This is a genomic window from Nodosilinea sp. P-1105 (assembly GCF_012911975.1).
Classification (GTDB): domain Bacteria; phylum Cyanobacteriota; class Cyanobacteriia; order Phormidesmidales; family Phormidesmidaceae; genus Nodosilinea.
In genome coordinates this window covers 42,730-69,545 of sequence record NZ_SMDQ01000015.1, presented here as the reverse complement: position 1 = coordinate 69,545, position 26,816 = coordinate 42,730, and the positions used below count along the sequence as shown (strand labels likewise).

The window sequence follows — 26,816 nt, the reverse complement described above, 5'->3', positions numbered from 1 at the left end:
CCGTTAGCGCCATCTAAGGCGAGCCAATCATATCGGAGTCGCCTGGGGCAAGACCGCCTCTGGCAAGATCAACATGGCATCGCCAAAGGAATAAAATCGGTAGTGCTGCTGAATGGCCTGCTCATAGAGATCTAGTAGGCGATCGCGGCCAACCAGCGCACTGACCAGCATCAGTAGACTTGATCCCGGCAGGTGGAAGTTGGTGATTAAGCCATCGATCACCCGGAAGCGATAGCCTGGGTAGATATAGAGGTTGGTTTTACCCTGCCAGGGGTGCAACGGCCCCGCCTGGGCAGCCCCTTCTAAGGCCCGCACTACCGTCGTGCCCACGGCAATCACCCGTCCTCCCTGGGCTTTGGTAGCTTGAATTTTGGCCACGGTATCGGCGGGTACGTCGATCCATTCCCCATGCATCTTGTGCTCCAGAATATTGTTGGTTTCCACCGGACGAAAGGTGCCGACGCCCACATGTAGGGTCAGCTGCGATCGCCCGATTCCGGCCTGATCAAGCCGCTCAAAAAGCTCGGGGGTGAAGTGTAAACCCGCTGTCGGGGCGGCGACAGCCCCTGGTTGCTCGGCATAGATGGTTTGGTACTGGTCAGGGGAGGCGGTGGTGTCAGTGATGTAGGGAGGAAGGGGCACCTGGCCCAGGGCCTGGATTACCTCATAAAGGGTACCGTTGCCCCGGTGCTCAAACCGCAGGATGCGCCCCTTGGTGTCGGCATCGGTGCTCAAGACCTGAGCCGTGAGCAGCGGCGCTTGGGGATCAGGGCCAAACTGAATGGTGGCCCCGGGCTTAAGACGCCGCCCAGGCCGCACCAACCCAAGCCACTGATCGGGGGCCTGTTGCTCCAGCAAAAACACTTCCACCTGGGCACCACCGAGTTTGTACCCGAGTAACCGGGCTGGGATCACCTGGGTATTGTTGACCACCAGCAAATCCCCAGGCTGCAACAACTGGGGTAGATCGCGAAACTGGCGGTGTTGATGGCCAGTGGCCGACTCTACCACCAGTAAGCGGGATGCATCCCTCGGAATGACAGGGGTTTGGGCGATCGCCTCGGGGGGCAAGGTGTACTGGTAGGCGGCTAATGAGTAATCTACGGAAGAGCAGTCGGACATTGGGAACAACAGCTTTGGGGGGATACACCCAGGTCAGGACGGGGGGAATGCCCCTAACCAACCCGAACCCCAACCACGACAATAAGAACTGTAGCACCTGGCGGAATCTTCAAATGGAATACACTTACTACCTTGCCAATGCCAGTTTGACCTTACGAGTGGTTGAACATCTATTGGGCACCCCCAGGCTACCCTTTATGTTCATGACAGTGATTCACCAAATTGACGGCTGGGTGATTCGCATCAAGATGAATGATGCCATTACCCCCTCCGATGCCGAAGACTTTCGAGCCTACATGAATGAACTGGGGGTCGCTTACGACCCAGGCATTCGGGTGCGGATGGCCCTGTGGGGTCTAGAAAACGGGCAATCGCCGATTGATGTCATGCGCCGTTACCAGGTAGCCATTGTGTCCCACGGCACCCCCGATCGCGAAGAAATTGAGGCCTTTCGGCGTCAGTTTGTAATGGGGCTAGGTTACTGCCCGGAAACCCTAGCGTAAGCTATGGGGATCGCGCCCAGGAGCTTTCCCTAGGTAGATCGTTGGTGAGGGCTTAACTTTAGCTTTAGAGGCCGGGTAGCTGCTGTAGATAGCGGCGCTACCCGGCCTCTTTTAACGCTTGCGGCTATGCCTCTTGCGACTGTGGGATACCCACCGACCCCATACACCCGCTGGCACTATAGGATAAAGACATTGTCACTCAGTGCCATCGGCCAGACGCACCATCGTGGGGAACGGGAATGGGCCACCCAAAAAAAACATCATCACATCCGCCACAATCCAGCGAATCCAAGTCCAACCCGCTGGCGGGGCTGTGGCACCAGGTCACTCACCAAGTGGGCCAGTTACGACCGACCCGACAGATTAGCCGCTGGTTCAACGTCGACGACGAAAAAATAGCGGAGATTTTAGCGGCGGTGCGGCAACAACTGCCCACCACCGAAGCCCTGCTGATCGGCAAACCCCAAACCGGCAAAAGTTCGATTGTGCGCGGCCTGACAGGGGTCTCTGCTGACATTGTGGGCCAGGGGTTCAAGCCCCACACCCGCAACACCCAGCGCTATGCTTATCCATCCGAGGACTTACCCCTGCTGATTTTTACCGACACCGTCGGCCTGGGGGATGTTACCCAGTCCACCGACAGCATCGTGGCCGAACTGGTGCAGGACCTACAAGTCAGTAGTGGCAAAGCTCGCATTCTGATTCTAACGGTGAAAATTAGTGACTTTGCCCTCGATAGTCTGCGACACATCGCCCAGGATCTACGTCAGCAGTTTCCAGCGATCCCCTGTCTGCTAGCGGTTACCGCTGTGCACGAGGTTTACCCCCCTAGCCTCCATAACCATCCCCCCTATCCCCCCGACATTGAAACCGTCAGCCGTCCCTTTCAGGTCATCCAGGACAGCTTTAAAGACCTGGTAGATGGCACCGTGCTGATCGACTTTACCCTCGAAGAGGACGGCTTTGACCCGGTGTTTTACGGTCTAGAGAGCCTCCGGGATGCCCTGGCGGATTTATTACCCGAGGCGGAGGCTCAAGCCCTGTACCAACTCCTGGATGAACAGGATGACGCCTCTGAACAGTTGGGTAACCTCTATCGAGATGTGGGCCGCCACTATATCTCTGCGTTTGCAGTGATGGCCGCTACCCTGGCGGCGGTACCGCTGCCGTTTGCCACCATGCCCGTGCTGACTGCCCTGCAAGTGTCCATGGTGGGACTGTTGGGTAAACTCTATGGTCAAATCCTCACTCCGTCCCAGGCCGGAGGGGTGGCTAGCGCGATCGCAGGGGGCTTTTTTGCCCAAGCCATTGGTCGAGAACTGATCAAATTTATCCCTGGGTTGGGCAGTGTGATTGCCGCCTCCTGGGCTGCCGCCTACACCTGGGCCCTGGGGGAAGGGGCCTGTGTTTACTTTGGGGATTTGATGGGGGGCAAAAAGCCCGATCCCCAGAAGATTCAGGCGGCGATGAAAGACGCCTTTTCCACGGCCAAAGCCCGGTTTAAGGATGAAGGGCGACCGATCTAGATCGGTTATCGACATCTCCTCCTGGGAGGGGCAGCCAGATTTTGGATTTTGGATTTCTGGTATCGACATCCTCTCCTGGGAGGGGCAGGGGTGGGTTAGCCAGATTTTGAATGCGGCAAGTTACCAATTTGGTAACCAACGATTACCAATCGTTGTTCTATGGCAGATTGAATGGGCAATGCGAAAAAGGCGGTGTGAGGATGATTCAGCCTGTGAAACACTATGGAGTCAGACGGCTGGGAGCGGTGGTATTGACCTCTGTGGCCCTGGTCGGTAGCTGGGGATTTGCCCCTTTGATCACCCCAAGGGCGATGGCCCAGGAGATAATGATGCGTACGTTAACTGTAACGGGCCAGGGTGAGCAGTCAGTACAGACGACAAAAGCCCAGGTGGTTCTGGGGGTAGAAGCCCAGGGGCCTGATGCAGCCACGGTGCAGCAGGAGATCGCCCGGCGATCGACGGCGGTGGTGGACTTGCTGCGATCGCGCCAGGTGGAAAACCTGGAAACAACAGGCATTCAGCTCAGTCCCCGCTACCGCTATGAGGATGGTGAGTCTATCCTGGTGGGCTATAGCGGCAGCAACACCGTCAGCTTTCAAATGCCCACCGAAGCGGTCGGCCCTCTGCTAGACGCCGCCGTCGATGCCGGGGCCAACCAAATCCGTAGCGTCAGTTTTCTGGCCGACGACGACGCCCTAGACGCCGCCCGCCAGCAAGCCCTACGCGAGGCCGTAGCCGATGCCCAGGCCCAGGCTGACACCGTCCTAGCTAGCCTCAACCTTAGTGCCCAAGAGATTGTCAGCATTCAACTGGATGGGGCAGCTGTTCCCCCTCCCCAGCCCATGCCTCGGGCGATGAGTGCCGATAGTCTGGCCGAAGCCTCAACACCAGTCATCGGCGGCGAACAAACCGTAGAGGCGCGCGTCACCCTACAGATTCGCTACTAAACCAGATCCAAGTCCAGACCTGGAGTTCTGCCTGTGGGAAAACTCCAGATCCCGAGCTGGACTTGGTATAAAACGCCGGTTCATACCAAATCCTGCTGGACTACCCCCGATTTGATCGGGCGAACACTTGGGTTCGCCCCTACGGGTTGGCTGCTTGGGAATCGGGGTTATGCAGATCGGATTCGGTATCAGATCCCAGAGTTCTGCCCTGGGATACCCCAAAAATCCTGGTTAATTAGTCTAAGAGCCCTGGGATCTCGACATCCTGGACCGATGCCCTAGCCAGATCAGCTTCCCCGACAGGCACTGTCTCTCCTGCCCGTCGGGGTTTCTAGTCCAAGAAAGCAGAAAGATGAAAGGAATACCCTGAAAGGAATCCCTTGGCAAAAGGGGTTTTCACATTATGGTTAGCGACTGAGCATGCGAATGATTTCGTCATTCAGCTCCTTAAATACTCCCCGGGGGCTGACGTCGTCCAGCATAGCCACCATCCGCTGGATTTGAGCGTCTGTCAGCTCCTGGTTACCCGTTAGGGACTCTAGCTTGACCCGTACTACATGGTTGCGAATATCCTCTACCGGGGCACGGCTGGCTACCATATCGGCCACCACTTTGCTGGACTTGGCAAACTGAATAAAGTCTTTGTTGAGCAGGGCATAGGACAACTCGCCTTTTTTGTTGGTGTAGGCATCCACCACCGCTTGATATTCGGCACTGTCCACCGTCGCCAGTTCTTCCGGGGTCTCCGCTTCGGTGCCCGGTGCTTCCTCCTCGCTACTTAGCTTCACTGGCCCCCGCCGAGAGTAGGGCATCCCTGAAGTGAGCTCAATCGCCTCCTCAAAGGCCGCCAGGGGAAACACCTCAGGGTTGTTGTTGGAGGAAGGCTCAGGCTCGCCCGTGCGGCGGTCTACAGAGGCTAAGCCAGGCTGCTCCCTGTCGTAGCGCATGATCACAATCCCGGCTTTGCCCCCTTTCAGCTTCTGGCGATAGGCCGCTGCGTTCAAGGTGGATAGCTCAACCAGTTTAGTTCTAATCACTGTCGTACCTCATTCGTTTAATGTACTGAAGAATCATCTGTCACAACCGCCAAATCTAGCAGCGGCTGTCCATAGCGTCCATAGGATAAACGATCTTCTGCTCAGATCTGGCCAACTTCAGTCAGCCAGCTGAATAACGGCGGATCCTAAGAGCCGTTGCAATAGTGTGTAGCCTCTGCGTAAAAACGCTAATCTGTTGTATTAGGGAAGGTACAGATCCCAGAATTCTCAGGCTAGTTGGCCCTGAATTCTGGAATATCCCAGGGCAGAACCCTGGGACCTTGACAGACTGTACCGATGCCCTAGCCCTGCCCCCCGGGCGACCTTTGCCAGTAGCCTGCCCCCTCGTTAAGGTTCAGACCTATGCCCTCCGCCCTTCGCCTGTTTCGGGATGACAACAACGGTTATAAGTCCTTTGAAATGCCGGGAGCCAAGCCCCACTACAATCCTGATCGCCCTGGGCAGGTCGAGCACATCGCCCTGGACTTGAGTCTGGATTTGGAGGCCAAGATCTGCGAGGGCACCTGCAAGATCCGGATTAACCCAGTGCGGGATGGCATCGACAGCCTCACCCTGGACGCCGTCAACCAGCAGATCGAGTCGGTGAAGCTGGGCAGTGCCAAACAAACCTTTGACTACGACGGTGAGCAGCTACAGGTTCGACTGAAGAAACCCACCGTTGCCGGGCAGAGCTTTACCCTCACCATCGCCTATCGCCTGGAACAGCCGGAACGGGGCCTTTACTTCATCGGCCCAGACAAACACTATCCCGACAAACCGGTGCAGGTGTGGACCCAGGGGGAAGACGAAGACTCCCGCTTCTGGTTTCCCTGCTTCGACTATCCCGGCATGCTCTCTACCTCAGAAATTCGGGTGCGGGTACCGGCCCAATACCAGGTGGTCTCCAACGGTGAACTGGTGGACACCAGCGAAGACGGCGACCACAAAATCTATCACTGGCACCAGCAGCAGGTGCACCCCACCTACCTGATGGCCCTGGCTGTGGGCCAGTTCGATGTCATCCAAGACCAGTGGCAAGATATTCCCGTCACCTACTATGTGCAGCAAGACCGCAGCGATCAGGGCCAGCTCACCATGGGTAAGACCCCCCGCATGGTGGCCTTTCTCAGCGACAAGTACGGCTATAAATACGCCTTCCCCAAGTACGCCCAGGTGTGCGCCGCCGACTTTATCTTTGGCGGTATGGAAAATACCTCGGTGACCATCCTCACCGATCGCTGCCTGCTGGATGAACGGGCCGCCCTGGACAATCGTGGCTCTGAATCATTGGTAGTGCATGAGCTGGCCCACCAATGGTTTGGGGATCTGCTGGTGATCAACCATTGGAGCCACGCCTGGGTGAAGGAGGGCATGGCCACCTACTCCGAGATCATGTGGACCGAGCAGGAGTACGGCCCCGATGACGCGGCCTACTACCGACTGGGAGAAGCCCGCAGCTACCTCAGCGAAGACAAAAGCCGCTATCGCCGCCCCATGGTCACCCACATCTATCGGGAGGCGATTGAGCTGTATGACCGTCATATTTATGAAAAGGGGGCCTGCGTTTACCACATGATCCGGGCCGAACTGGGGGACCCCCTCTTCTGGCAGGCGATTCAGACTTTTGTGCAGGACAACGCCCACAGCACGGTGGAAACCATTGATCTGTTGCGGGCGATCGACAAAGCCACCGGGCGCAACCTGCGGCCGCTGTTTGACCAGTATGTGCTGCGGGGCGGCCATCCTGACTATAAGGTGGCCTATAACTGGGACGGCGACAGTAACCTAGCCAAGGTCACCGTCACCCAAACCCAAGCCAAGGATGGTGATACCAGCAGTACCAGCGGTCTGTTTGACCTGCGCATTCCCATGGGCTTTGGCTATGTCAGCAACGGCAAAACCCAAAAGGTGGAGGTGAAACCCTTCACTGTGCGGATCCACGAGCGAGAGCAGGCTCTGTTCTTTCCGCTAGATAAAAAGCCCGACTTCATTAGCTTTGATCTGGGCAACCACACTCTGAAGACGGTGGAGCTAGAGTATCCTATGGCTGAATTGAAGGCCCAGCTCCAGCATGATCCCGACCCCCTGGCGCGGATTGAAGCCGCGATCGCCCTGGCCAAGAAAGGTAACCTGGAAGCGGTCACCGCGCTGACGGCCGCTCTCACCGATGACCCTTTCTGGGGAGTGCGGGTAGAAGTTGCCGAGCAATTGGCCTCCGTGAAGCTGGACCAGGCAGTGGATGGGGTCTTGAAAGGACTTAAAGATCCAGAAGCCCGGGTGCGGCGGGCGGTGGTCGGTGCCCTGGGGGGGATTAAAGCCGCCGCTAGCTACAAGGCGCTCAAAACTGTAGCCGACAAGGGGGATCCCAGCTACTATGTCGAGGCGGAGGCGATTCGGTCTCTGGGCAAAGTGGGAGCCGCTGATTGGCAAGACAAACCCAAGCACAAAAAGACCCTGAAGTTGCTAGAGAGCATTCTCAAAGAACGCCAGGGCTGGAATGAGGTGGTGCGCTCCGGGGCGATCGCCGCCCTCAGCCAGTTTAAAACCTCAGAAGATGCTCTGGATCTAGTGCTGAAGTACACCGAGGCTGGCACCCCCCAAGCTCTGCGGCTGGCGGCTATTCGCGCCCTGGGTACTATTTCCACAGGCCAGAGCAAGCCTAATGTCGAGCGCATTCTAGACCGGCTCGACACCATTGCCAGCGAAACCTTCTTCCTCACCCAGGTGTCGGCGGTGTCAGCCCTCGGCACCATGGAGACCAGTCGGGCCATCAGTATTCTGCAAAGTCTGGCCGACCACACCCCGGATGGCCGCGTCCGTCGTCGCGCCCAGGAAGCCGCGCAGCAGGTGCAAAAGGCAATTGGCAAAGACAAAGCGGTGGAAAAGCTCTCCCAGGAGGTGGATGAGCTGAAAAAAACAAATCAGGCGTTGAAAAGTCGCCTGGAAGCCCTAGAAGCCAAAGCAAAGTGACCCGCAGGGCACTGGGGGCGGCCGAAAAAATCTGGTTGGTTGGAACGCAGGGTCATCCGATAGCCGTAGACCCAGCAGTAGACCTTGTCAGGTTTTACGATGGCTCACCCAGCTTTCAAAGCTAGGATAGATAGGTCCCTAGGGTGAGTTGCGATGACTAAGCCCAGTATTCTAGAGCCTGGGAAAGGCTATACTTTCCGCAACTATTTTGAAATGGCCTACGAGCCAGACGATATTCTGGCAGAATTTGGGATTGCCCTAGAGCGGCGATCGCTAACACTGCCAAACGCTAGCGGTAACGCTGAGCAAATTAAAGCGCTCAAAAGTAGTCTCCAGCGCCGATTACCCTATGTCAGCCTCACCAGTGAAGCCGCCCGCCGGGAAATTTTAATTTCGCCTATTGTGCTAGCACTGATCGACCAGACCCAAGCCCAGCTAAGGATTGAATACTCTGTTAACGTCTCCGAACAGCTCAGGGGTTCCCTAGACTACTATCTACACACGGATCGCAGTCTGCTGATTATTGAGGCTAAAAATGCTGATTTGGCCCGGGGGTTCACCCAGCTTGCCGTCGAGTTGATTGCCCTAGATCGCTGGACTACCTCAGAGGAACCGCTACTCTACGGTGCTGTGTCCACAGGGGACGTGTGGCAGTTCGGGCGGCTGCATCGCCAACAACGGCGGATCGAGCAAGACCTGAACCTGTACCGAGTGCCTGCCGACCTGGAAGAACTTTTTCAGTGCCTGACTGGAATTTTGGCCTCCAATTAGTACAGATTAGTACAGAAAGATAGCGGATTGGACTGGTTGGTCGGGTTGGGCAACTTGTCTGACTGTCACAGGGTGAGATAGGCAAGTCCTGAGATCTATTGTTAATGTTAGTAACAGGGGCTGATTTCCTGATCAAATCTTCCCTTCCCAACCCAGTGGTCTGTGCTAGATTGGGCGTAATTTGCTGCTAGAACTCTAAAGCCATATGACAATTGCAAAGCGGGGACTGATTTTAAGCGCAACTGCCCTAGCTGTAGCTGCGGTTTCGGTGACCGGGGCAGGGCTGCATTTGTCCCAGAGCAAAGCCTTCTTCCAAGAAAGTCCAAAGGAGCTGGTGGATGAAGTTTGGCAGCTGATTGATCGTAATTATGTGGATGCCACCTTCAATCAGGTGGACTGGGAAGCGGTCCGCACTGAATATTTAGAGCGCGACTATACCAATCAGGAAGAGGCCTACGTGGCCATCCGCGAGATGTTGGAGCAACTGGATGATCCTTATACCCGCTTCATGGATCCCCAAGAGTTCCGCAACATGCAAGTTGATACCTCCGGGGAGCTGACTGGTGTCGGCATCCAAATCTCTCAGGATGAAGATACTAAAGAGATTGTGGTGGTAGCCCCGATTGAAGATACCCCAGCGGCAGATGCTGGAATTCGCTCTAAGGATGTGATTCTGTCCATTGATGGCGAGTCCACCGAAGGCATGGAACTGAACGATGCTGTCAGTAAGATTCGGGGACCCGTTGGCTCTGAGGTGGTGCTGACCATTCGTCGGGACAACCGCGAAATGGATGTCCCCATTACCCGAGCTCGCATTGAGATTCATCCAGTGCGCTATGACGTGCAGACCGGTCCTGAAGGGCCAGTGGGTTACATTCGCCTCACCCAGTTCAGTGCCAATGCCGCCAGCGAAATGAGCGACGCCATTGAGGCTCTTGAAGAGCAGGGGGTAACGGGCTATATTCTTGATTTGCGCTCTAATCCGGGGGGGCTACTGTATTCCAGTATTGACATTGCTCGCATGTGGCTAAACGATGGCACGATTGTCTCCACTGTGAACCGCCAAGGTGTTGCTGATGAAGAAAGTGCTAATAACCGGGCCCTCACTGATAAGCCGCTGGTGGTGTTAGTGGATGGCGGCTCGGCCAGTGCCAGTGAAATTTTGTCTGGGGCACTGCAAGATAATGAACGGGCTGTCTTAGTGGGTACCCGCACCTTTGGAAAAGGGCTGGTGCAGTCAGTGCGTAGCCTGGGGGATGGCTCTGGGGTAGCTGTGACCGTGGCCAAGTATCTTACCCCCAGCGGCCGCGATATAGACAAGCACGGTATTGACCCTGACATCGCTGTCGAACTGAGCGATCAGGAACGGGAACTACTGGCCGAAGACCGCGATCGCATTGGCACCAGTGAAGACCCACAATTTGCCCGAGCTTTCGATACCCTGAACGATGTGATTCGGGCGGCCCAGTCCGGGGAAAACCTGACGGTTGCCCCCAGCAACTAGTACAGAAAGGCAGAAATCAGCCTACTGTTCAGGACGCTTAAAATCCTGGCGCAGCAGCAATTTTTCACCTTGAACTTTGCATTTTTAATTCCTCGTAGCGGTACTAGTGATCTATCAAGCCACAAGAGGCGGATCAACAGGGTCGCGGTTCACGGCCAGCCGGAGACCTGACTTATACCAAGTCCAGCTCGGGATCTGGAGTTTCCCCCAGGCAGAACTCCAGGTCCGGGCTTGGAACTAGTGGTCTGTCAAGACTAACTAGTGGTCTGTCAAGACTAAAAATTAGGGTAAGTGCTTTGCAAAAGCCTTTTAATCTTCAGGGAGGTTGCTTCAACACATCAGGACATTTCATCCCCTCCCACGGAGGGGTGCCCGGAGGGCGGGGTGGGTCTTTTCGGGCTTGCTTGACCCACCCCTACCCCTCCAAGGGAGGGGATTTCGGACCTCGACACCACAAATCTCTACATCTGGAAACCCTAAATTCAAGTCTTGACGCTGCACTAGTTTAGTTTCGCTTTCGGGCTGGACGCCTGAATCCTTTGCTGCTGAGGACGATAAGTACCAGGGCGGCGGCGATCATGCCCCCAGCGGCACTAAAGGCTAGCAGCACCCCAAACGGTATTTCAATGGACTGGAACGTCAGCCATTGAATCGACACTGGAGTGGCGTTTTGGACAGCAATAATGGCGATCGCCACCACCCACAACGCGGGTACTAGGGCAAGGACAAGTTTAGTCATAGCAGTCAAGATCTAGTAGTTGCCAATGCACATGTCTTTTGAGTAGTATAGTCAACTGGGCTATACGAGAAGAATCATGGCAAAACGGGTACAGGTAGTTCTCACAGAAGATATTCGCAAATTAGGGTATAACGGCGACCTGGTAGAGGTGGCCCCTGGTTATGCACGTAATTATCTCATTCCGAATGGTAAGGCTGTACGCACCACCCCCGGTGTGCTAAAGCAGGTGGAACGACGACGGGAAGCGCAGCGGCAGCGCCTGCTAGAGATTAAGCAAGAGGCCGAAGCCACCAAAACGGCCCTGTCTACCATCGGCATGTTTACCATTCAGAAACCGGTGGGTGAGAACGACGCTATTTTTGGTACGGTCACCTCCTCTGATGTGGCCGATGTGATTAAGTCTCTTTCTGGCAAAGAGGTCGATCGCCGCGACATCAGCGTTCCCGACATCAATAAGTTGGGCGAATATCAAGCAGAAATCAAGCTGCACCCTGAAGTAACCGCCACAGTAAATCTGCGGGTGATCGCTGAGTAGGTCGTCCCTTGCTCTTCGTGGGAATACTCCCCAGAGGTTCTGCTTCTTCTATTGCCCCCGTGGGTTTAGGCCAATTGCTAGAACCACCCAAGGTAGCCTCAGGCATGGAATGTCTGGGGCTATTTTAGCTCTATAATATAGTACAAAAGAACTTGTTTGCGGGTTCTTCTAGGGTATCGGTCAGTATGGCTAAAACCCCGGTTGCTTCGTCGCTGCTCAAGCGACATAATCGGCTGGCTGGCCAAGCAGCTAGGTTTCTGTACCGGCGTTCTCGGTGAATCGGTGCCCCAACCCCAAGATGAACTTGATATAGTGATGGCCTAGGCCAAACCCTGACCCCAGCCGCCATATCTAGAGTCCTATGGTTCAGAATCTCAAGTTTGATGCGGTCAGCGATCGCCTACCACCCCAGAACATTGAGGCCGAAGAGGCGATCTTGGGTGGCATTCTGCTAGATCCTGAAGCCATTGGCCGGGTGATGGAAATCCTCACCCCTGATGCCTTTTACATTGGGGCCCACAAAGATATTTATCGGGCGGCCCTGGACCTGCATGCCAAGGGCCAGCCCACGGATTTGATGACGATCACGGTCTGGTTAAAAGACCACGACAAGTTGGAGAAGGTGGGAGGGCAAACCCGCATTGCCCAACTGGTGGATCGCACCACCAGTGCTGCCAACATCGACCAGTACGCCACCCTGGTGATGGATAAGTACACCCGGCGGCTGCTGATTCAGACCGGGGGCGAGATTTCGCAGCTGGGCTATGACACCACCATTCCCCTGGAAAATGTCCTGGACCAGTCAGAGCAAAAGCTGTTTGGCATTACCCAGGTGCGGCCCCAGGGAGGCCTGACCGCCACCTCAGATATTTTGATCGATACCTTCTCAGAAATTGAGCAGCGCTCCCTGGGGGTGGTGCTGCCCGGTGTACCCTGTGGCTTCTATGACCTGGATGCCATGACCCAGGGGTTCCAGCGCTCTGATCTGATTATCGCGGCGGCCAGACCATCCATGGGTAAATGCCTCAGCGCTGATGCCCAGATTGTGCTGGCCGATGGCAGCCTCAAAACCATTGGCGAGATTTATCAGCAGCAGTCTGCTTCCCTGCTCACCCTGGGGGCTGACTGGCGCTTGCGGCTCACTCAGCCCAGTGCTTACGTAGACGACGGTCAAAAGCCGGTGTTTCGGGTGAAAACGCGATCGGGACGAGAGATCGAGACTACCCTGAGCCACCCCTACCTCACCATTCAGGGTTGGCGGCCCTTGGCAGAGCTGGCCGTGGGTCAAAAAATAGCGGTGCCCAGAATACTGCCGGTGTTTGGCACCGAAACCTTGCCTGACTATCAGGTTAAGCTGCTGGCCTACCTGATCGGCGATGGCTGTCTGACAAGTACCTCACCCCAATTCACCAACCAGGACCCGGCTATCCAGGCCGACTTTACTGCCGCCGCCCTTCAGTTCCCAGGGGTAAAGGTACGCCAAGAAACGTCTCAAGGCGGCCTTGCCACCATCCGTTGGATGAGTCAAAACAACCTGACACTTTGGCTGCAAGAGCTGGGGAGCTGGGGTAAGTCAGCCCACCAGAAAACTATTCCGGCGGCTGTCTTTCGGCTCAACAAATCGCTCCTCGCCCTCTTCCTGAATCGCCTATTTGCTACCGATGGCTGGGCTACCGTGCTGGCTTCGGGACAAGCCCAGTTGGGGTTTGCCACCGTTAGCGAAATCCTGGCCCGCCAAGTCCAGCATTTGCTGCTGCGGTTTGGCATCTTGTCTCAGCTCAAAGCCCGATCTGTTAAATATCTGGATAGCCACCGCCCCGCCTGGCAACTCGACATCACCGATGCTCCCTCGATCAAGACTTTCCTGAGTGACATCGGGATTTTTGGCAAAGAAGCCGCCCTGGCCAAGGTGGCAACGGCCCTGACCAGCCGTCGCTACCAGACCAACCGCGACCTGATCCCCCTTGAGGTGTGGGAGATGCTTCGTGCCGCCAAGGGCGATAAATCCTGGGCTTCCCTGGCCACCCGTGCCGGGTTCCAGAGCACCAGCAATATCCATGTTGGCAAACGGGCACCCAGCCGCCATCGCCTGTTTGCCCTGGCAACCGCCCTAGAGCATAGCGAACTTCAGCACATCGCTACCAGCGATGTCTACTGGGATGAGATTGTGGCGATCGAACCCCAGGGGACTAAGCAGGTCTACGATCTCACCGTTCCCGATACCCACAACTTTGTGGCCAACGATATCTGTGTCCACAACACCAGCTTTGTGTTGAATATTGCTCGCAACATTGCGGCCCTCCAGAAATTGCCGGTGGCGATCTACAGCCTGGAAATGTCCAAGGTACAGCTGGTCTATCGCCTGCTGTCGAGCGAAGTGGAAATGGAGAGCAGCCGCCTGCGCACCGGGCGCATTGCCCAACATGAATGGGAAAAGCTAGGCCATGCCATCAGCGTTCTGTCCCAGATGCCGGTGTTCATTGACGATACCCCCAATATTTCGGTGACCGAGATTCGCTCCCGCTGTCGGCGGTTGCAGGCGGAACAGGGAGGTGCCCTGGGGCTGATTTTGATCGACTACCTGCAGCTGATGGAAGGGGGCGGTGATAACCGGGTGCAGGAGCTGTCGAAGATGACGCGATCGCTCAAGGGCCTGGCCCGGGAACTGAACGTGCCGATCATTGCCCTCTCCCAGCTCAGCCGGGGGGTCGAATCTCGCACCAACAAACGCCCAATGATGAGCGATTTACGGGAGTGCGTCACTGGCGATACGCTGGTTGTCCTGGCCAACGGTCAACGAGTGCCGATTCAAGCGTTGGTGGGCAGTACCCCAGAGGTAATTAGCTTAGATGCCCATGGTAAGCTCACCCAGGCTAAGGCCGATTTGGTGTGGCAAGTTGGTACTCGTCCGGTTTATGAATTGACTACTGCTAGCGGGCGCAAAATTCGAGCCACCGAAAAGCACCGGCTCTACACCCTCGACGGCTGGCAGCCACTTGAGTATCTAAAGAAAGGAAGTCGAGTTGCGGTAGCCCAAGACCTTGAAGAGATTGCCTCAGCCGATATTTTTTGGGATGAGGTTGTTTCTATCGAGCCTGTAGGGGAAGAGCCAGTCTATGACCTGACTGTACCGGGGCCTGCTTCGTGGTTAGCAGACGGCATTGTTTCCCACAACTCAGGGGCAATTGAACAGGATGCTGACCTAATTATGATGCTGTATCGCGAAGAGTACTACGACCCAGATACCCCCGATCGCGGCATTGCTGAAATCATTGTCACCAAACACCGCAATGGGCCTACGGGGACCGTTAAGTTATTATTTGAACCCCAGTTCACCCGCTTCCGCAACCTGGCTACCCCAGGCATCTAGAGCATGGGTACAGGATGTCAAGATCCCAGGGGACTTGGGCTGATTGACTATGATTCTTGGGGTATCCTTGGATTCTGCCCTGGGATCTGTACCGGCGTTCTAGGGTTTTGCCATAGCTCGTTTTTGATCTCAGCCGTGGTGGCTAGACCGATGGGGCATCAGCGAATGGGGCTTCTCCAAACCATGGGCCTCCATTAAGGTCTGATCCCCCATCACCACCTGGGGGCAGCCATCGGCAACAATACGCCCGTCGTCAATCAGCACCACGCGATCGCAGACCTCCAGCACAAATTCCAGATCGTGGGAGGAAATCAGCAGGGTTTCCGAGGCGGTTTGTAAAAAGTGAATCAGCCGTCGCCGGGTACGCAGGTCTAGGTTGGCGGTCGGTTCGTCATAGAGCAAGATTTTAGGGGTCATGGCCAGCAACCCTGCGATCGCCACCATTTGTTTTTCCCCCCCTGATAGGTGGTGGGGTAAGCGATCTAGCAGGTGGGTTACCCCCGCCATCTCAGCCGCCTCAGCCACCCGCACGGCCACCTCCTCTGGGGAAAAACCCATGTTTTGAGGCCCAAAGGCAATGTCATCCCACACCGAGGCCGAAAATAGTTGGTCATCGGGGTCTTGAAACAGCAGGCCCACCTCTGGTCGAAACTGTCCGGGTTTTAGAGGTTCGCCAAATAGAATAATGTCCCCCGATGCTGGAGTCAGCACCCCACACAGCAGCATAAACAACGTCGTCTTGCCACAGCCATTGTGGCCAATGATGCCCACCCGCTCCCCCTGGCGAATCTCTAGGGAAATGTCGCACAACACGTCGGGCCGGTCGGGGTACGCAAAGGAGATAGAGCGAGTCGCGATCGCCTCTGTTTCTTGCCCTGCCCTGCCCTGGGAATTAGCTATGGCCGCACCAGAACTTAGCCTATCGATAACGCCACCTCTACTGCAACAATACAAACCGCCATGGCCAACACACCGACGGTTAACCCCCATCCCGCCCGGAACTGGCCATTGGCGTTGCCCCTTCCTAAGGTAGCCTGGTTACCCGGGCCATAGCCATACCCCCGTAACCGCATGGCTTTGTATACCCGTTCCGACTGTTCATAGCTGCGCAGCAGCAAGCTACCCACCAGCATGGCCAGCTGCTGTACCGTGCGACGACTCACTCCCCAACGTCGGGGCTGATGGCCAAAGCCCCTGAGCGCCATAGATTGCTGCATGGTGGCCAGATTTTCAGCAATTTCGTACAGATAGCGGTAGGCCAGCAGGGTCATATCCGCCAAAATCTTGGGCAGTCCCAGCCCCCGCATGGCCTGGATAATGGTCAAAAAAGGCGTGGTGCCCAACAGAATAAAGCCCAGGGTCAAAATTGAGACAAACCGCACCACAATCAAGCCGGCTGCCTCTAGCCCCTCCTGACGTAGCGCTAACCAACCCCACTGGGCGATCACCGTGTCCCCGGACGTGAAGGGCAGCAGCACCACTACGGCGGCAATAAACAACCCTGGGTAACGCAGTCGATGGCTTAAAAGGCTCAGGGGCAGCCCCGATAGACCATAGAGTCCAGCGGCGATCGCGGCGATCGGCAGCAGCAACACCATCTGCTGCACCATAGCAAAAGCAAACATCAGCGCCCCTAGCCCCACCAGCTTTAGCCGAGGGGGCCAGCGATGCACCATGGATGTGCCCTGCACATAGGCGTCTGAACTCACCAATGCCATGGGGTCAGCCCTCCAGCAGCTCAGGCTTCACCCGATGTAAAAACAACACCAGCATGGCGGTAAACGCCCCCTCGATCGCCATCAAAGGAACATGGGCCAGGCTGAGGGTAAGCACAACCTGGCGTTCCGTGTCCACATCAAACCCGGCGGGAATCGTGGTAATTACCAGCACCAAAAAAATTAACGTCGACAACCCCAGGCCCACCGCTCCGCCTAAGAAGGCAAACCCCCCCAGGGCAACCCGGTCAGGTAAAACCTGCCCCAAACCCTGCCTCAGGTTAAACAGGTGGTAAGCCACCAGGGCTGGGATTCCCATCATCGCCGCATTTACCCCCAGGGTAGTCAGCCCCCCGTGGCCAAGCATCAGTGCTTGAAAAAACAAGCCAATCAAAATCGCTGGAAAAGCAAAATACCCTAGCACCACTCCCAGCAGCCCATTCAAAATCAAATGGACACTCACTGGCGGCACCGGTACATAAATCGATGACGCCACGAAAAAAGCCGCCGTCAGTAAAGACGCCTTTGGGATTTCGGCGGTGGGATCAGGTTTACGGTTAATTTGCCGCAACGAATACCAGGTGGTTAGCCCGGTGATGGCGTATCCGGCGGCACAGACCTGAGCAGGAATCAGGCCATCTGGAATATGCACTACCGCTTACCCCTAACAAAAAACAACGCTGTGCCAATAAATCCCCAGATTACCGCACCAATGGCAATTCCCTGCTGCACAGACGACAGATTTTCTGACGAGGTTGTATCGGGTTGCCTTTGAACGACGGCGGTTCCATTGTCATCAGCCCCAGAGTCGTTACTAGCCACCGCTTCGCCATTAGCGGCAGCCACTGGCACGGTCACGATGCCACCGTGGCCCGCCTGACGAATCATCACCTCCCAGTTACCGGGCTGGGAGGTATCGGGGGTAAACGTAAACAGGCCATCCGCATCAGTGGTGCTCTGCATCCAGGGCTCAGTGGGATCGTCAGGGGCGTAGACCACCACTTGGGCTTCCGCCATCGGCTCGCCCGTGTCGTAATGGGCCTGAATCTCTACGCTATTGACTGGTTCGTAGCCCAAAACCACACCGTGGGCCAGAGTTGGCATTGCCCAACCCAGGGTGGCCCCTGTTGCTAAAGCAGCGATTAGTCGAGGTAATGTTCGATAGGTCATACCGTTTACTTAACCCGTCTGCCAGGAAAATTCAATCCCTGGGGGGGGGTTGGGGAGGTGGGGAGGTGGGGAGGTGGGGAAATGGGGAAGGTGGGGTGGTTTTGGATTTTGAATTTTGGATTTTGAATTGTTGAAAGCGTAGGGTGCATTAGCGGTCGGGGCCTGGGTATTGGCGGTCAACCTGGGCCCGCAATGCACCGCTTCCCGAGAGGAACTTTGAACTTTGAGTTCTCCCCTTTTCGTTTTTCTATTTTCGTTTTTCGTTTTTCATCTGCCGACCCGTGTGTCCGCCCTGGCAAGGATATGGAGTTGAGGCTGTAGCGTGGGTTAGGCGGTCAGGGTTGGGGCGATCGCCAGGCCAATCAAATGCCGCCGTAACCCACGGGTGGGGAAGGTGTGTGGGTGATGGGGTGTAGACGCGTTCACTTGGGTTCAGAACACTACCAGGCTGGTGCGTTATGGGCTTCCTTGCCGACCGAAAATGCGCCTTAGGGGGCAGGCAAAATCAGGTAGAAGCGGTGAGGTCAGGCTGTCAGCCCCCTGCAGGGTAACCACCAGGGTCAGCACAGCATAATCTCGACGATAAACCTGTACCTGTCGTAGAGTCTGATCAACAATCCAATACTCCTGCACCCCTTGCTGGGAATACAACTTGAGTTTAAGCTGACGATCGCGCTGTTCGTCTTTCTTCCCTGGAGACAACACTTCTACCACCAGCTCAGGAGCCCCGGTCAGGTGCTCAGCCTCATCCATTAGAACGTCTAGGCGCTCGTTGCTGGCCCACACCACGTCAGGAATGACGTTATCTTCATCGGTGAAAATAATGCCAGGATTAATGGCCGCTCGCCCCAGCCCTGTATCCTGGCACCAGTTATCCAGGGCAGCAAAGATTCGACCAGTCACTTCCTGATGGCTCCATCGCGGCGCTCTGGTCACGATCAGTTCTCCATCAATAATTTCGTAGCGCTTGCCATCATCAGAAAACAGCGCCAGATCTGCTGTGGTCCATCGAATGCGATTGGTTGCGGGTGTCATAACAGAAGCCTCAATGCTCAGGCTGCTCTTACCATAGCGAAGAACAACCACACTCATGCCATACCCCAGTCGATTGTTCGCGGCAGCCATCAGGATACGTCGCTGCGGTGGCTAGGGGGTTGGGGAGGTGGGTGGGAGACAGTCCAATGGTTTAAGCTAAGGGAAACTGACTTCATGGGCCGAAGCTCTATGGCAGCTACCCTGATCCAAAGTCCAGATCGGGTCATTTTGAGAAACATCAGCTGGCAAACCTACCAGCTGCTGATTCGAGATTTTGATTCAGATCCGAGGGTGCGTCTGACCTATGATCGCGGCACCCTCGAAATTCGCATGCCCCTAGACCCCCATGAAACCTACAAAAAATTGCTGGGGCGGCTGATTGAGGCTGCAACTGAGGAACTAGGCTTAGAAATTCGCAGTTTGGGATCACGCACCTGCGATCGCGCTGATTTGGAACGAGGTCTGGAGCCGGATCAGTGCTATTACATCCAACATGAAGCTTGGGTGCGGGATGTTGAACAGGTGGACCTGAGCCGGTTTCCACCCCCTGATTTAGCCGTGGAGATTGACATCACCCGTAGTTCTCTGGACCGATTTTCTATCTATGCTGACTTGGGTATTCCTGAAATTTGGCGTTATGACGGGCAAACCCTGACGATCTATGGGTTAAACGACGGTGGCTATGTACAACGCGATCGCAGCTTAGCGCTTTCCCCGATTACCGCCACCGATATCACCCACTTTGTCAGCCTCCGCTTCCCCGACCGTGATATTCAGCCTGGGTTAGGGGAAAACAGCTTAATCCGTCAGTTTCGCCAATGGCTAACCCACCCACCGAGGCCATAGGCAAGCGTCGATAGTGTGCCAAGATGCTAGAGGGAAAGCTGATTTCATTACCTTCATCTGCTAGCTATGTACGACTGTATTGTGGTTGGCGCTGGGCCAGCCGGGGCATCCACTGCCTATCACCTGGCTAAGCGTGGGCACTCTGTTTTAATCGTCGAAAAAGATTCCCTACCTCGCTATAAGCCTTGTAGCGGGGCAGTTTCCCCCAGTGTGGCCGCTTACTTTGACTTTGACTTTGCCCCCGCCATCGATCGCCAGATGCGCCGGGTCCGCTATACCTGGAAGCTGGGGGACCCGATTGAAGCCGCCCTAACCACCACCGACCCAATCTGGATGGTGCAGCGCCAGGTGTTTGACCAGTTTTTGGTGCAGCAGGCCCGGGGGCAAGGGGCCGTGCTGAAGCAAGGCACCGCCGTGACTGGCCTTGAATCAAAAGGAGATGTTTGGCAGGTGATCACCGATACCGGCTCCTTAGACGCGGCTTACGTGGTAGCGGCGGATGGGGCCCAGGGGCCGATGGCTGAGTGGTTGGGGTTTCCGGCGGTGCCCTTGCGATCGGCCAGCGTGCTGGAGGTGGCAATGGCAACCCCAGTCAGTGATGACTGCGCCATTAACTTTGAATTTGGCTTGCTGAAGCAGGGCTGTCTGTGGAACTTCCCCAAGCAGCAGGGCTACTCGATCGGGGCCGCCACTTTTTTGGGTAAATCCCCCAAAAACATCAGTTCAATCATCGACCAGTACAGTCAGTCCTTTGGGCTGTCCCAGGGGCAAGGCCACCTCCACAGCCACCCGCTCAAACTATGGGACGGCAACCATCCCCTCCATACCCATCGGGCGGTGCTGGTGGGGGAAGCCGCCGCCATTGTCGACCCCCTCAGTGCTGAGGGGATTCGTCCTGGGATGATCAGTGGGGTGAACGCTGCTGCCGCCATCCACGCCGCCCTGACGGGCCAGAGTGACACCTTGGCGGGCTATACGGCCACCATGCATGACTCCTGGGGAGCCGACATGCAATGGGCCAAGCGCATTTCGGGGCTGTTTTTTCGGGTGCCCGGCATTGGCTATCGAGTGGGCATCAAGCGGCCTACGGCGACTCAGCGCCTGGGGCAGATTCTGGCGGGGGAAGTACAGTACGTCGACATCGCCAATCGGGTGATGAAGCGTCTCAGCGGTGGCCTGTTGTCTTAAACGAATCTCTTAAAACGGATCAAAGATGTAGTTGTCAGCATACTTCTTGGCCCTGATTTGGTCAGTTTTGGTTCGGACCGTCCAGGCGAGTAGGGGGAGATGAAAGCTGTGACGGGCCAGGGTGGTGGGCAGATTGGGCAGGGCTTTGACGTTATAGGCAATAAAGTGGGGTTTGCTAGCCCAGGTGAGGAGCAGGTGGCTACGCAGAAACTGCTGGGGCTTGCTGGCCAGTTGCCCCCGCAGCACCGATGGCGCCTGGCGCTTAAACCACTGGAGCGATCGCGGGTTGAAAGACTGCACCGCAAAGTCACCTTGGTAGCCCGTCAGGGTTTTAAGCAAGGCCTGTTCGGCTGGGCCGACTTTTTTTTCATTTTTAATTTCAATCAGCAGGGGGACTTGACCATTCACTAGAGCCAGTACATCCGCTAAGGCCGGAATCGTTTGATCACTGCCTAAAAGGTGAAAGTGCTGGATACTGTGCAAGGTTTGCCCCGCCAGCCGCCCCCTTTTGCCCGTCAATCGCTTTAGATCGCGGTCGTGGAACACCGCTATGTGCCCGTCGGCCAGCAATTGCACATCTAGCTCGATGGGATGATTAGCCGCGATCGCCGCCCGAAACGCCGCCAAAGAATTCTCTGGCACCTGGCCCCCCCGGTGTAGACCCCGGTGGGCAATGGGTCGAGTTGAAATCCATTCCATGGATTGGCCTCATCAATGGCGCTGGCCAGATAGCTGGGATCATCAACCGTGGCCCCCTTTTACCCATGGGTAGAGTGGGTCAGTAGTCCTCAACCAACAAGCCATGCATGACATAGAGCCAAGGGTCAATCGTTTACCCCCTTGCCTTAGCAGAACTTAAAACCATAGACCCACTATCCGTCAAGGTACTGGGATACAAGCGGGTGGGCCGCTATGACAACAAGGGCGATCGCGACATCCTCTACAGCACCCGCAGCACACTAGGAACGCTATAGATCTCAGAGAACTCGCGAATTTCATCCAGGGCGGTTTGGAAGTTGGCTTCCGTCACTTCATGGCTGACAATCACAATCTCAGCTCGGTTATCCCGCATGCCAATTTGCACAATCGACTCCAGGCTGACATGGTGACGGCCAAAACACAGCCCCAGTTTGCCAATGACCCCGGGTTGGTCTTCGGCCAGCAGCCGTAGATAAAACCGACTGACCAGGTCGGCCATGGGGCTGATTTTGCAATAGTGTTGGTGGGTGCAGGCCAACAGCGGATTAGCGGTTTGGGGGGTAATTGTAGTGCCCTGACCGGAAATCAGGGTGGCGGCAATATTGATAATGTCTGATACCACGGCACTGGCCGTGGGGCCTTCCCCGGCCCCAGGACCAAAGAACATCACCTGGCCAATTGGGTCCCCTTCTACCAAAATCGCGTTGTATACGTCGTTAACCGTGGCCAGGGGGTGCGCCTCTGGTACCAGGGTAGGGTGCACCCGCAGTTGAAGCTCATCTACTGGTTCATCCCCCGACGCCGCCTCAGGATCGGGAGAACAGCGGCGGGCGATCGCCAACAGCTTAATTACAAAGCCGAGGCGGTTGGCATAGGTAATATCGGCAGCGGTGACATGGCGGATCCCCTCACTGTAGACCTCCGACAGCTTAATTCGGCCGCCAAAGGCCAGAGAGGCCAAAATCGCAATCTTGTCAGCCGCATCTAGGCCATCCACATCAGCGGAGGGGTCAGCTTCGGCATAGCCGAGGCGCTGGGCATCAGCCAAGATCGGCTCAAAATCCCCCCCCTCCCGCTGCATACGGGTGAGGATATAGTTGGTGGTGCCGTTGATAATGCCCGTCACCGCCTGGATGTGATTCACCCCCAGGGCTTGTTTCAGGGGTTGAACCACGGGAATACCGCCCCCCACTGCCGCCTCAAGTAGGACATAGACCCCAGCGGCGTTGGCCGCGGTAAAAATCTCATCCCCGTAGCGGGCAATTACCGCTTTGTTGGCGGTAACCACATGCTTGCCGTGGCTAATGGCTTTGAGAATCAGCGATCGGGCTGGTTCTAGCCCACCAATTAACTCCACCACAATGTCAATGGCGGGATCGCTGACGATGCTCTCTAAATCTGTGGTTAGGCAATCGGTCGGAATCTCCACTGGGCGGGGCTTATCTAAGCTGCGTACCCCCACCTTCGCCAAGGCCAATCGGCTAACCAAGGGATGACGGTGGGCCGGATCAAGCAAGATCTTGGCGGTCCCCGACCCTACCGTTCCTAAGCCCAGTAAACCAACGTTAATCACCAACGGTCTTAAGTCCTAATCGCATCATTTCTGACCCAATTGTAAAGGGATTCGTGGGCGGTGGTGCCATCGCTAGTATCAGCAATGGCACCAAACAAAACAGGAAGGACGACTCGCCCTTCCTGTAGCCTAGCGTTATTCACGTCAAGGTCCAGCCTAGGTCGTGGCCATGGCTGGACTTGGCGGCGTCTCAAAGCGACTTCTCAGGCAGTTCCCACTAATGCTCAGAAATGCCCAGACAATCTGATAATGGCGGGTTCTGCGAACTGGGGTTGATGATTTACGACCTGCGATTTAAGGCCAGCCGTAGACCTTAAACCGTGAGCCGTGCTCCCTTTCAGCCTGTCACCTTTAACTTGATAGACCACTAGTACGTTTCAACGTGCCAGCGGTGCTGTTTCTTCATTTGCTTGCGGAACTCTACCCAGTCAACCCCATGCTTACTGGCTTCGGCAGACAGGGCCTCATCAATGCCGTCTTCCATCCCCTTCAGACCACACATGTAGGTGTGGGTGTTGGGCTTCTGCATCAGCTCCCACAGCTTTTCAGCATGTTCTGCAACTCGGTGCTGAATGTACATCCGGCCCCCTTCTGCATTTTGCTGCTCACGGCTAATGGCATAGGTGAGCTCAAAGTTATCGGGGTACTCGGCCTGCATTTTCTCCAACTCCTCTTTGTAGAGAATGTTGGGGGTATAGGGGACGCCAAAAATCAGCCAGGCAAAGCCCTTGAAGTCATAGTCGGGGTTGGCCTTCTTCTCTTCTTCCTTGAACATCCGCCAGAGATAGGCTCGGAAAGGCGCAATACCGGTACCCGTAGCCAGCATAATGATGGTGGCATCGGGGTCGTCAGGCAGCAGCATTTCTTTGCCTACTGGTCCGGTAATTTTGACACCTGCCCCAGGTTCGATGTTGCACAGGTAGGTTGAGCAGGTGCCGTATACCGTTTCCCCAGTTTCAGGATGCTTGTACTCGAGCTGACGCACACAGAGGGATACGGTTTTGTCGTCCATATGATCGCCATGGCGGGTGGAGGCGATGGAATACAGCCGTAGCTTGTGGGGCTTGCCATTCTCATCGGTGCCTTCGGGAATAATGCCAATACTCTGACCCTCTAAGTAATGCAGGTTGCCACCAGAGAGATCAAAAGTAATATGCTGTACGATACCCGAGCCGCCCTCCCGAACCAGAGGCTCGTTGGACATCACTTTGCCAATATAGGGATCTTTAGGCTTATACAGATTAACCGGAACACTAGTGGTCGCGGCCTTAGGTTTTGCTTGAGTCATGGGCTTCTCTGTGGTTTCTGGTTGCGCTGTGGGCGCATCGATCACAGTAGGCGTCTGGTTGCTAATAGCTCCTGCATCTTCGATGGGGCGAATGCTGACAATTTTGCCGCCCAACCGAGTAATCCGCTGCATTTCTTGATTCATACGACTGTAGGGCACCGTGATGAAGACGCTGCCACTCTTGCGAATGGGGCTATTCATCTGATCGGTTTCAGCGTTCTGGCGCAAGCCCTGCACCTCGTATAAAAATAAACGGCTACCAGCTAAGGTACTGGCGTTGCCGCCGCTCACACTTGGATTGTACATAGTTAACTTGTGACTCTCTGGACCCAACTAACTGCAACAAAGACATATCGCCATGCCCTGTCGCGCAAAAACGCCAACATGGTGGCCAAGGATACCTCGCCGCCAATATCCAGCATTCTTTACCCTACAGTATCACTGTAAGACGGTGTCAATTTCAGAGTACACAAGTCATTTACAGCCATCATCAACCAGACCACCGCGATCGATAACCCATTGATATCTTCCACTGTAGTCAAAGCTTCAGGCTCAGACTGTGTTCCTTGCAGCATCAAAGGTTAAGTCAGTCTAAACAATTGGGGATAATGGGGAGTGCTTTCAGCCCATACCACCGGCTCAGACGGCTTAATCTACTAGGGCTAGGCCATGTGCCTAGCCTCAAAGTCTGACAGCTGACTAACGGGCTTGAAGTATTTTGGAGCGTATCCCCGCCTCAAAACTGTTGTAGGGGATACCTGGTTCTGATAGGATAATCATAAATGCGGTAGAAATACTTATCGCTTTGGGGTTGCTTCAGCCGCGTAGTACTTGATTACGCTGATCCAGTGGATTTAATGCCAGTGGCTCCGTTTCAGGAGTGGCATTGTGAGGTGGCGTTGAAAGGCGTTTTGCCGCTCAGCCAGTCACTGAGCCGGTCTGAGGGGCTGCTGAGGCCAGTCTCACTTTTCCTTGGATCAATACTTCTCAATACTTCCTTGAAGCAATGCTGTATCCCGGCTTCACGGCCTCACGGGGTTACAGTATCAAGGCTAGTTGAGGTTCACAAGTGTGGCATTGTGCGAGATATTTTCTCTAGGGGAAATTGCGGCCAGCACTGAAGTAACGGTCTAATCTTCTGTGCCTGATTGAACTGCATTCACCGTATAAAAGTTGTTTAGAGGGAACCTATGATTAGCAAGTCAGACAAAGTCGTTCTAATCGGTGTCGCAGGGGATTCTGGATGCGGCAAATCTACCTTTCTACGGCGCCTGAGTGATTTGTTTGGCGCTGAGCTAATTACGGTTATTTGCCTAGATGACTATCACAGCCTTGATCGCAAGCAGCGGAAAGCTGCCGGGGTTACAGCCCTCAACCCCGAGGCTAACAACTTTGATCTGATGTATGAGCAGATCAAAGCCCTGAAAGAAGGCAAAAGCATTGATAAGCCCATCTACAACCACGAAACTGGGGAACTTGATCCGCCTGAGCGGGTTGACCCTAACCGTATCGTTGTGATCGAAGGGCTCCATCCCCTTTATGACGAGCGCGTACGTGGGCTGATTGACTTCAGCGTTTACCTCGATATCAGCGATGAGGTAAAAATCGCCTGGAAAATCCAGCGAGACATGGCTGAGCGGGGGCACCGCTACGAAGATGTGTTGGCCTCGATTAATGCCCGCCGTCCCGACTTTGAAGCGTACGTTGATATTCAGAAGCAGTACGCTGATGTGGTGATTCAGATTCTACCCACCCAGCTGATTCCCAACGATGAAGAGAAAAAGGTGCTGCGGGTACGGCTGATGCAACGGGAAGGCATAGCCGGGTTCGATCCAGTTTATCTGTTCGACGAGGGGTCAACCATCGACTGGATTCCCTGTGGCCGCAAGTTGACCTGTTCTTACCCCGGCATTCGCATGCACTACGGCCCTGACTCTTACTACGGCCATGACGTCTCTGTACTCGAGGTGGACGGTCAGTTTGATCGTTTAGAAGAGATGATTTATATCGAAAGTCACCTTAGCAATACCTCTACCAAGTACTACGGTGAAATGACCGAGCTGCTACTCAAGCACCGGGAATATCCTGGCTCGGGCAATGGCAGCGGCCTATTCCAGGTGCTGGTGGGGTTAAAGATGCGCGCCACCTATGAGCGCCTAACCGCGACCAATATGGAAGTGGCTACCCACGCTTAGGCCACCGACGCTAGTTTGGCTTAGTCTACAGGGGAGAGAATGGACATAGTTGCTATTCTCTCCTGTTTTTTGGCATGCTTCAA

Annotated in this window: 22 protein-coding genes; 11 read left to right on the top strand and 11 right to left on the bottom strand. The window is 55.4% G+C overall.

The window, feature by feature from the left end; translation table 11 throughout:
- Positions 1-27 precede the first annotated feature (27 nt).
- Positions 28-1,122: a tRNA preQ1(34) S-adenosylmethionine ribosyltransferase-isomerase QueA gene (gene queA, locus E1H13_RS09265; RefSeq protein ID WP_169613127.1), complete on the bottom strand. Its 1,095-nt coding sequence runs from the start codon at positions 1,120-1,122 to the stop codon at positions 28-30.
- Between the two features lie 113 nt (positions 1,123-1,235).
- Between queA and E1H13_RS09260 the strand changes: the two genes are divergently transcribed.
- The 3 genes from E1H13_RS09260 to E1H13_RS09250 all read left to right on the top strand — a co-directional run bounded on the left by E1H13_RS09260 (position 1,236) and on the right by E1H13_RS09250 (position 4,098).
- A complete protein-coding gene (locus E1H13_RS09260; protein WP_169613150.1) occupies positions 1,236-1,625 on the top strand; it encodes a hypothetical protein in 390 nt (129 codons plus the stop codon).
- 239 nt (positions 1,626-1,864) lie between these two features.
- Positions 1,865-3,151 carry a GTPase gene (locus E1H13_RS09255; RefSeq protein WP_169613126.1) on the top strand — a complete coding sequence of 429 codons (1,287 nt, stop codon included), beginning with the start codon at positions 1,865-1,867 and terminating at the stop codon, positions 3,149-3,151.
- Between the two features lie 200 nt (positions 3,152-3,351).
- Positions 3,352-4,098: an SIMPL domain-containing protein gene (locus E1H13_RS09250; RefSeq protein ID WP_169613125.1), complete on the top strand. Its 747-nt coding sequence runs from the start codon at positions 3,352-3,354 to the stop codon at positions 4,096-4,098.
- Between the two features lie 407 nt (positions 4,099-4,505).
- Here E1H13_RS09250 and E1H13_RS09245 read toward each other — a convergent pair whose 3' ends face one another.
- Entirely contained in the window at positions 4,506-5,135 is a 630-nt protein-coding gene (locus E1H13_RS09245; protein ID WP_169613124.1) for a hypothetical protein, read from the bottom strand.
- Between the two features lie 363 nt (positions 5,136-5,498).
- Between E1H13_RS09245 and E1H13_RS09240 the strand changes: the two genes are divergently transcribed.
- From E1H13_RS09240 to ctpC, 3 genes are all read left to right on the top strand, one after another.
- Positions 5,499-8,105, top strand: a complete 2,607-nt coding sequence (locus E1H13_RS09240; protein ID WP_169613123.1) for a M1 family metallopeptidase — start codon at positions 5,499-5,501, stop codon at positions 8,103-8,105.
- A gap of 153 nt (positions 8,106-8,258) precedes the next feature.
- Complete coding sequence (locus tag E1H13_RS09235; RefSeq protein ID WP_169613122.1) at positions 8,259-8,876, top strand: hypothetical protein; 618 nt, start codon at positions 8,259-8,261, stop codon at positions 8,874-8,876.
- 205 nt (positions 8,877-9,081) lie between these two features.
- On the top strand, positions 9,082-10,380 hold the full coding sequence (gene ctpC / locus E1H13_RS09230) for a carboxyl-terminal processing protease CtpC (RefSeq protein WP_169613121.1): 1,299 nt from the start codon (positions 9,082-9,084) through the stop codon (positions 10,378-10,380).
- Positions 10,381-10,885: 505 nt separating this feature from the next.
- Here ctpC and E1H13_RS09225 read toward each other — a convergent pair.
- Positions 10,886-11,119 (bottom strand): lipopolysaccharide assembly protein LapA domain-containing protein, encoded by a 234-nt coding sequence (locus E1H13_RS09225; RefSeq protein ID WP_169613120.1) that lies wholly within the window; start codon positions 11,117-11,119, stop codon positions 10,886-10,888.
- Between the two features lie 76 nt (positions 11,120-11,195).
- On the opposite strand from E1H13_RS09225, the gene rplI reads away from it, so the two are divergent.
- Both rplI and dnaB read left to right on the top strand, forming a co-directional pair.
- Positions 11,196-11,654, top strand: coding sequence for a 50S ribosomal protein L9 (gene rplI / locus E1H13_RS09220; RefSeq protein WP_169613119.1), 459 nt, complete (start codon positions 11,196-11,198; stop codon positions 11,652-11,654).
- A gap of 361 nt (positions 11,655-12,015) precedes the next feature.
- On the top strand, positions 12,016-15,024 hold the full coding sequence (gene dnaB / locus E1H13_RS09215; protein ID WP_169613118.1) for a replicative DNA helicase: 3,009 nt from the start codon (positions 12,016-12,018) through the stop codon (positions 15,022-15,024).
- A gap of 129 nt (positions 15,025-15,153) precedes the next feature.
- On the opposite strand, the gene E1H13_RS09210 is transcribed toward dnaB, so the two are convergent.
- The 5 genes from E1H13_RS09210 to E1H13_RS09190 form a co-directional block, all read right to left on the bottom strand.
- A complete protein-coding gene (locus tag E1H13_RS09210; RefSeq protein WP_347404141.1) occupies positions 15,154-15,924 on the bottom strand; it encodes an energy-coupling factor ABC transporter ATP-binding protein in 771 nt (256 codons plus the stop codon).
- A 14-nt stretch (positions 15,925-15,938) separates the two neighbouring features.
- Complete coding sequence (gene cbiQ, locus E1H13_RS09205; protein WP_169613116.1) at positions 15,939-16,742, bottom strand: cobalt ECF transporter T component CbiQ; 804 nt, start codon at positions 16,740-16,742, stop codon at positions 15,939-15,941.
- 4 nt (positions 16,743-16,746) lie between these two features.
- Positions 16,747-17,391, bottom strand: a complete 645-nt coding sequence (gene cbiM, locus E1H13_RS09200) for a cobalt transporter CbiM (protein ID WP_169613115.1) — start codon at positions 17,389-17,391, stop codon at positions 16,747-16,749.
- Complete coding sequence (locus E1H13_RS09195) at positions 17,391-17,909, bottom strand: carboxypeptidase regulatory-like domain-containing protein (protein WP_169613114.1); 519 nt, start codon at positions 17,907-17,909, stop codon at positions 17,391-17,393. The genes cbiM and E1H13_RS09195 overlap by 1 nt, the downstream gene beginning before the upstream one ends.
- Before the next feature lie 456 nt (positions 17,910-18,365).
- Positions 18,366-18,944, bottom strand: coding sequence for a Uma2 family endonuclease (locus tag E1H13_RS09190; protein ID WP_169613113.1), 579 nt, complete (start codon positions 18,942-18,944; stop codon positions 18,366-18,368).
- 174 nt (positions 18,945-19,118) lie between these two features.
- On the opposite strand from E1H13_RS09190, the gene E1H13_RS09185 reads away from it, so the two are divergent.
- Positions 19,119-19,790: a Uma2 family endonuclease gene (locus tag E1H13_RS09185; protein WP_240966555.1), complete on the top strand. Its 672-nt coding sequence runs from the start codon at positions 19,119-19,121 to the stop codon at positions 19,788-19,790.
- 66 nt (positions 19,791-19,856) lie between these two features.
- Positions 19,857-20,978 carry a geranylgeranyl reductase family protein gene (locus E1H13_RS09180; protein ID WP_169613111.1) on the top strand — a complete coding sequence of 374 codons (1,122 nt, stop codon included), beginning with the start codon at positions 19,857-19,859 and terminating at the stop codon, positions 20,976-20,978.
- Positions 20,979-20,987: 9 nt separating this feature from the next.
- On the opposite strand, the gene E1H13_RS09175 is transcribed toward E1H13_RS09180, so the two are convergent.
- The 3 genes from E1H13_RS09175 to petH all read right to left on the bottom strand — a co-directional run bounded on the left by E1H13_RS09175 (position 20,988) and on the right by petH (position 24,844).
- Positions 20,988-21,677: a glycerophosphodiester phosphodiesterase family protein gene (locus E1H13_RS09175; RefSeq protein ID WP_169613110.1), complete on the bottom strand. Its 690-nt coding sequence runs from the start codon at positions 21,675-21,677 to the stop codon at positions 20,988-20,990.
- Positions 21,678-21,918: 241 nt separating this feature from the next.
- Complete coding sequence (locus E1H13_RS09170; protein ID WP_169613109.1) at positions 21,919-23,253, bottom strand: homoserine dehydrogenase; 1,335 nt, start codon at positions 23,251-23,253, stop codon at positions 21,919-21,921.
- 364 nt (positions 23,254-23,617) lie between these two features.
- Positions 23,618-24,844: a ferredoxin--NADP reductase gene (gene petH, locus E1H13_RS09165; protein ID WP_169613108.1), complete on the bottom strand. Its 1,227-nt coding sequence runs from the start codon at positions 24,842-24,844 to the stop codon at positions 23,618-23,620.
- An 884-nt stretch (positions 24,845-25,728) separates the two neighbouring features.
- Here petH and E1H13_RS09160 point away from each other — a divergent pair.
- Positions 25,729-26,733: a phosphoribulokinase gene (locus E1H13_RS09160; RefSeq protein ID WP_169613107.1), complete on the top strand. Its 1,005-nt coding sequence runs from the start codon at positions 25,729-25,731 to the stop codon at positions 26,731-26,733.
- Positions 26,734-26,816: the final 83 nt, after the last annotated feature.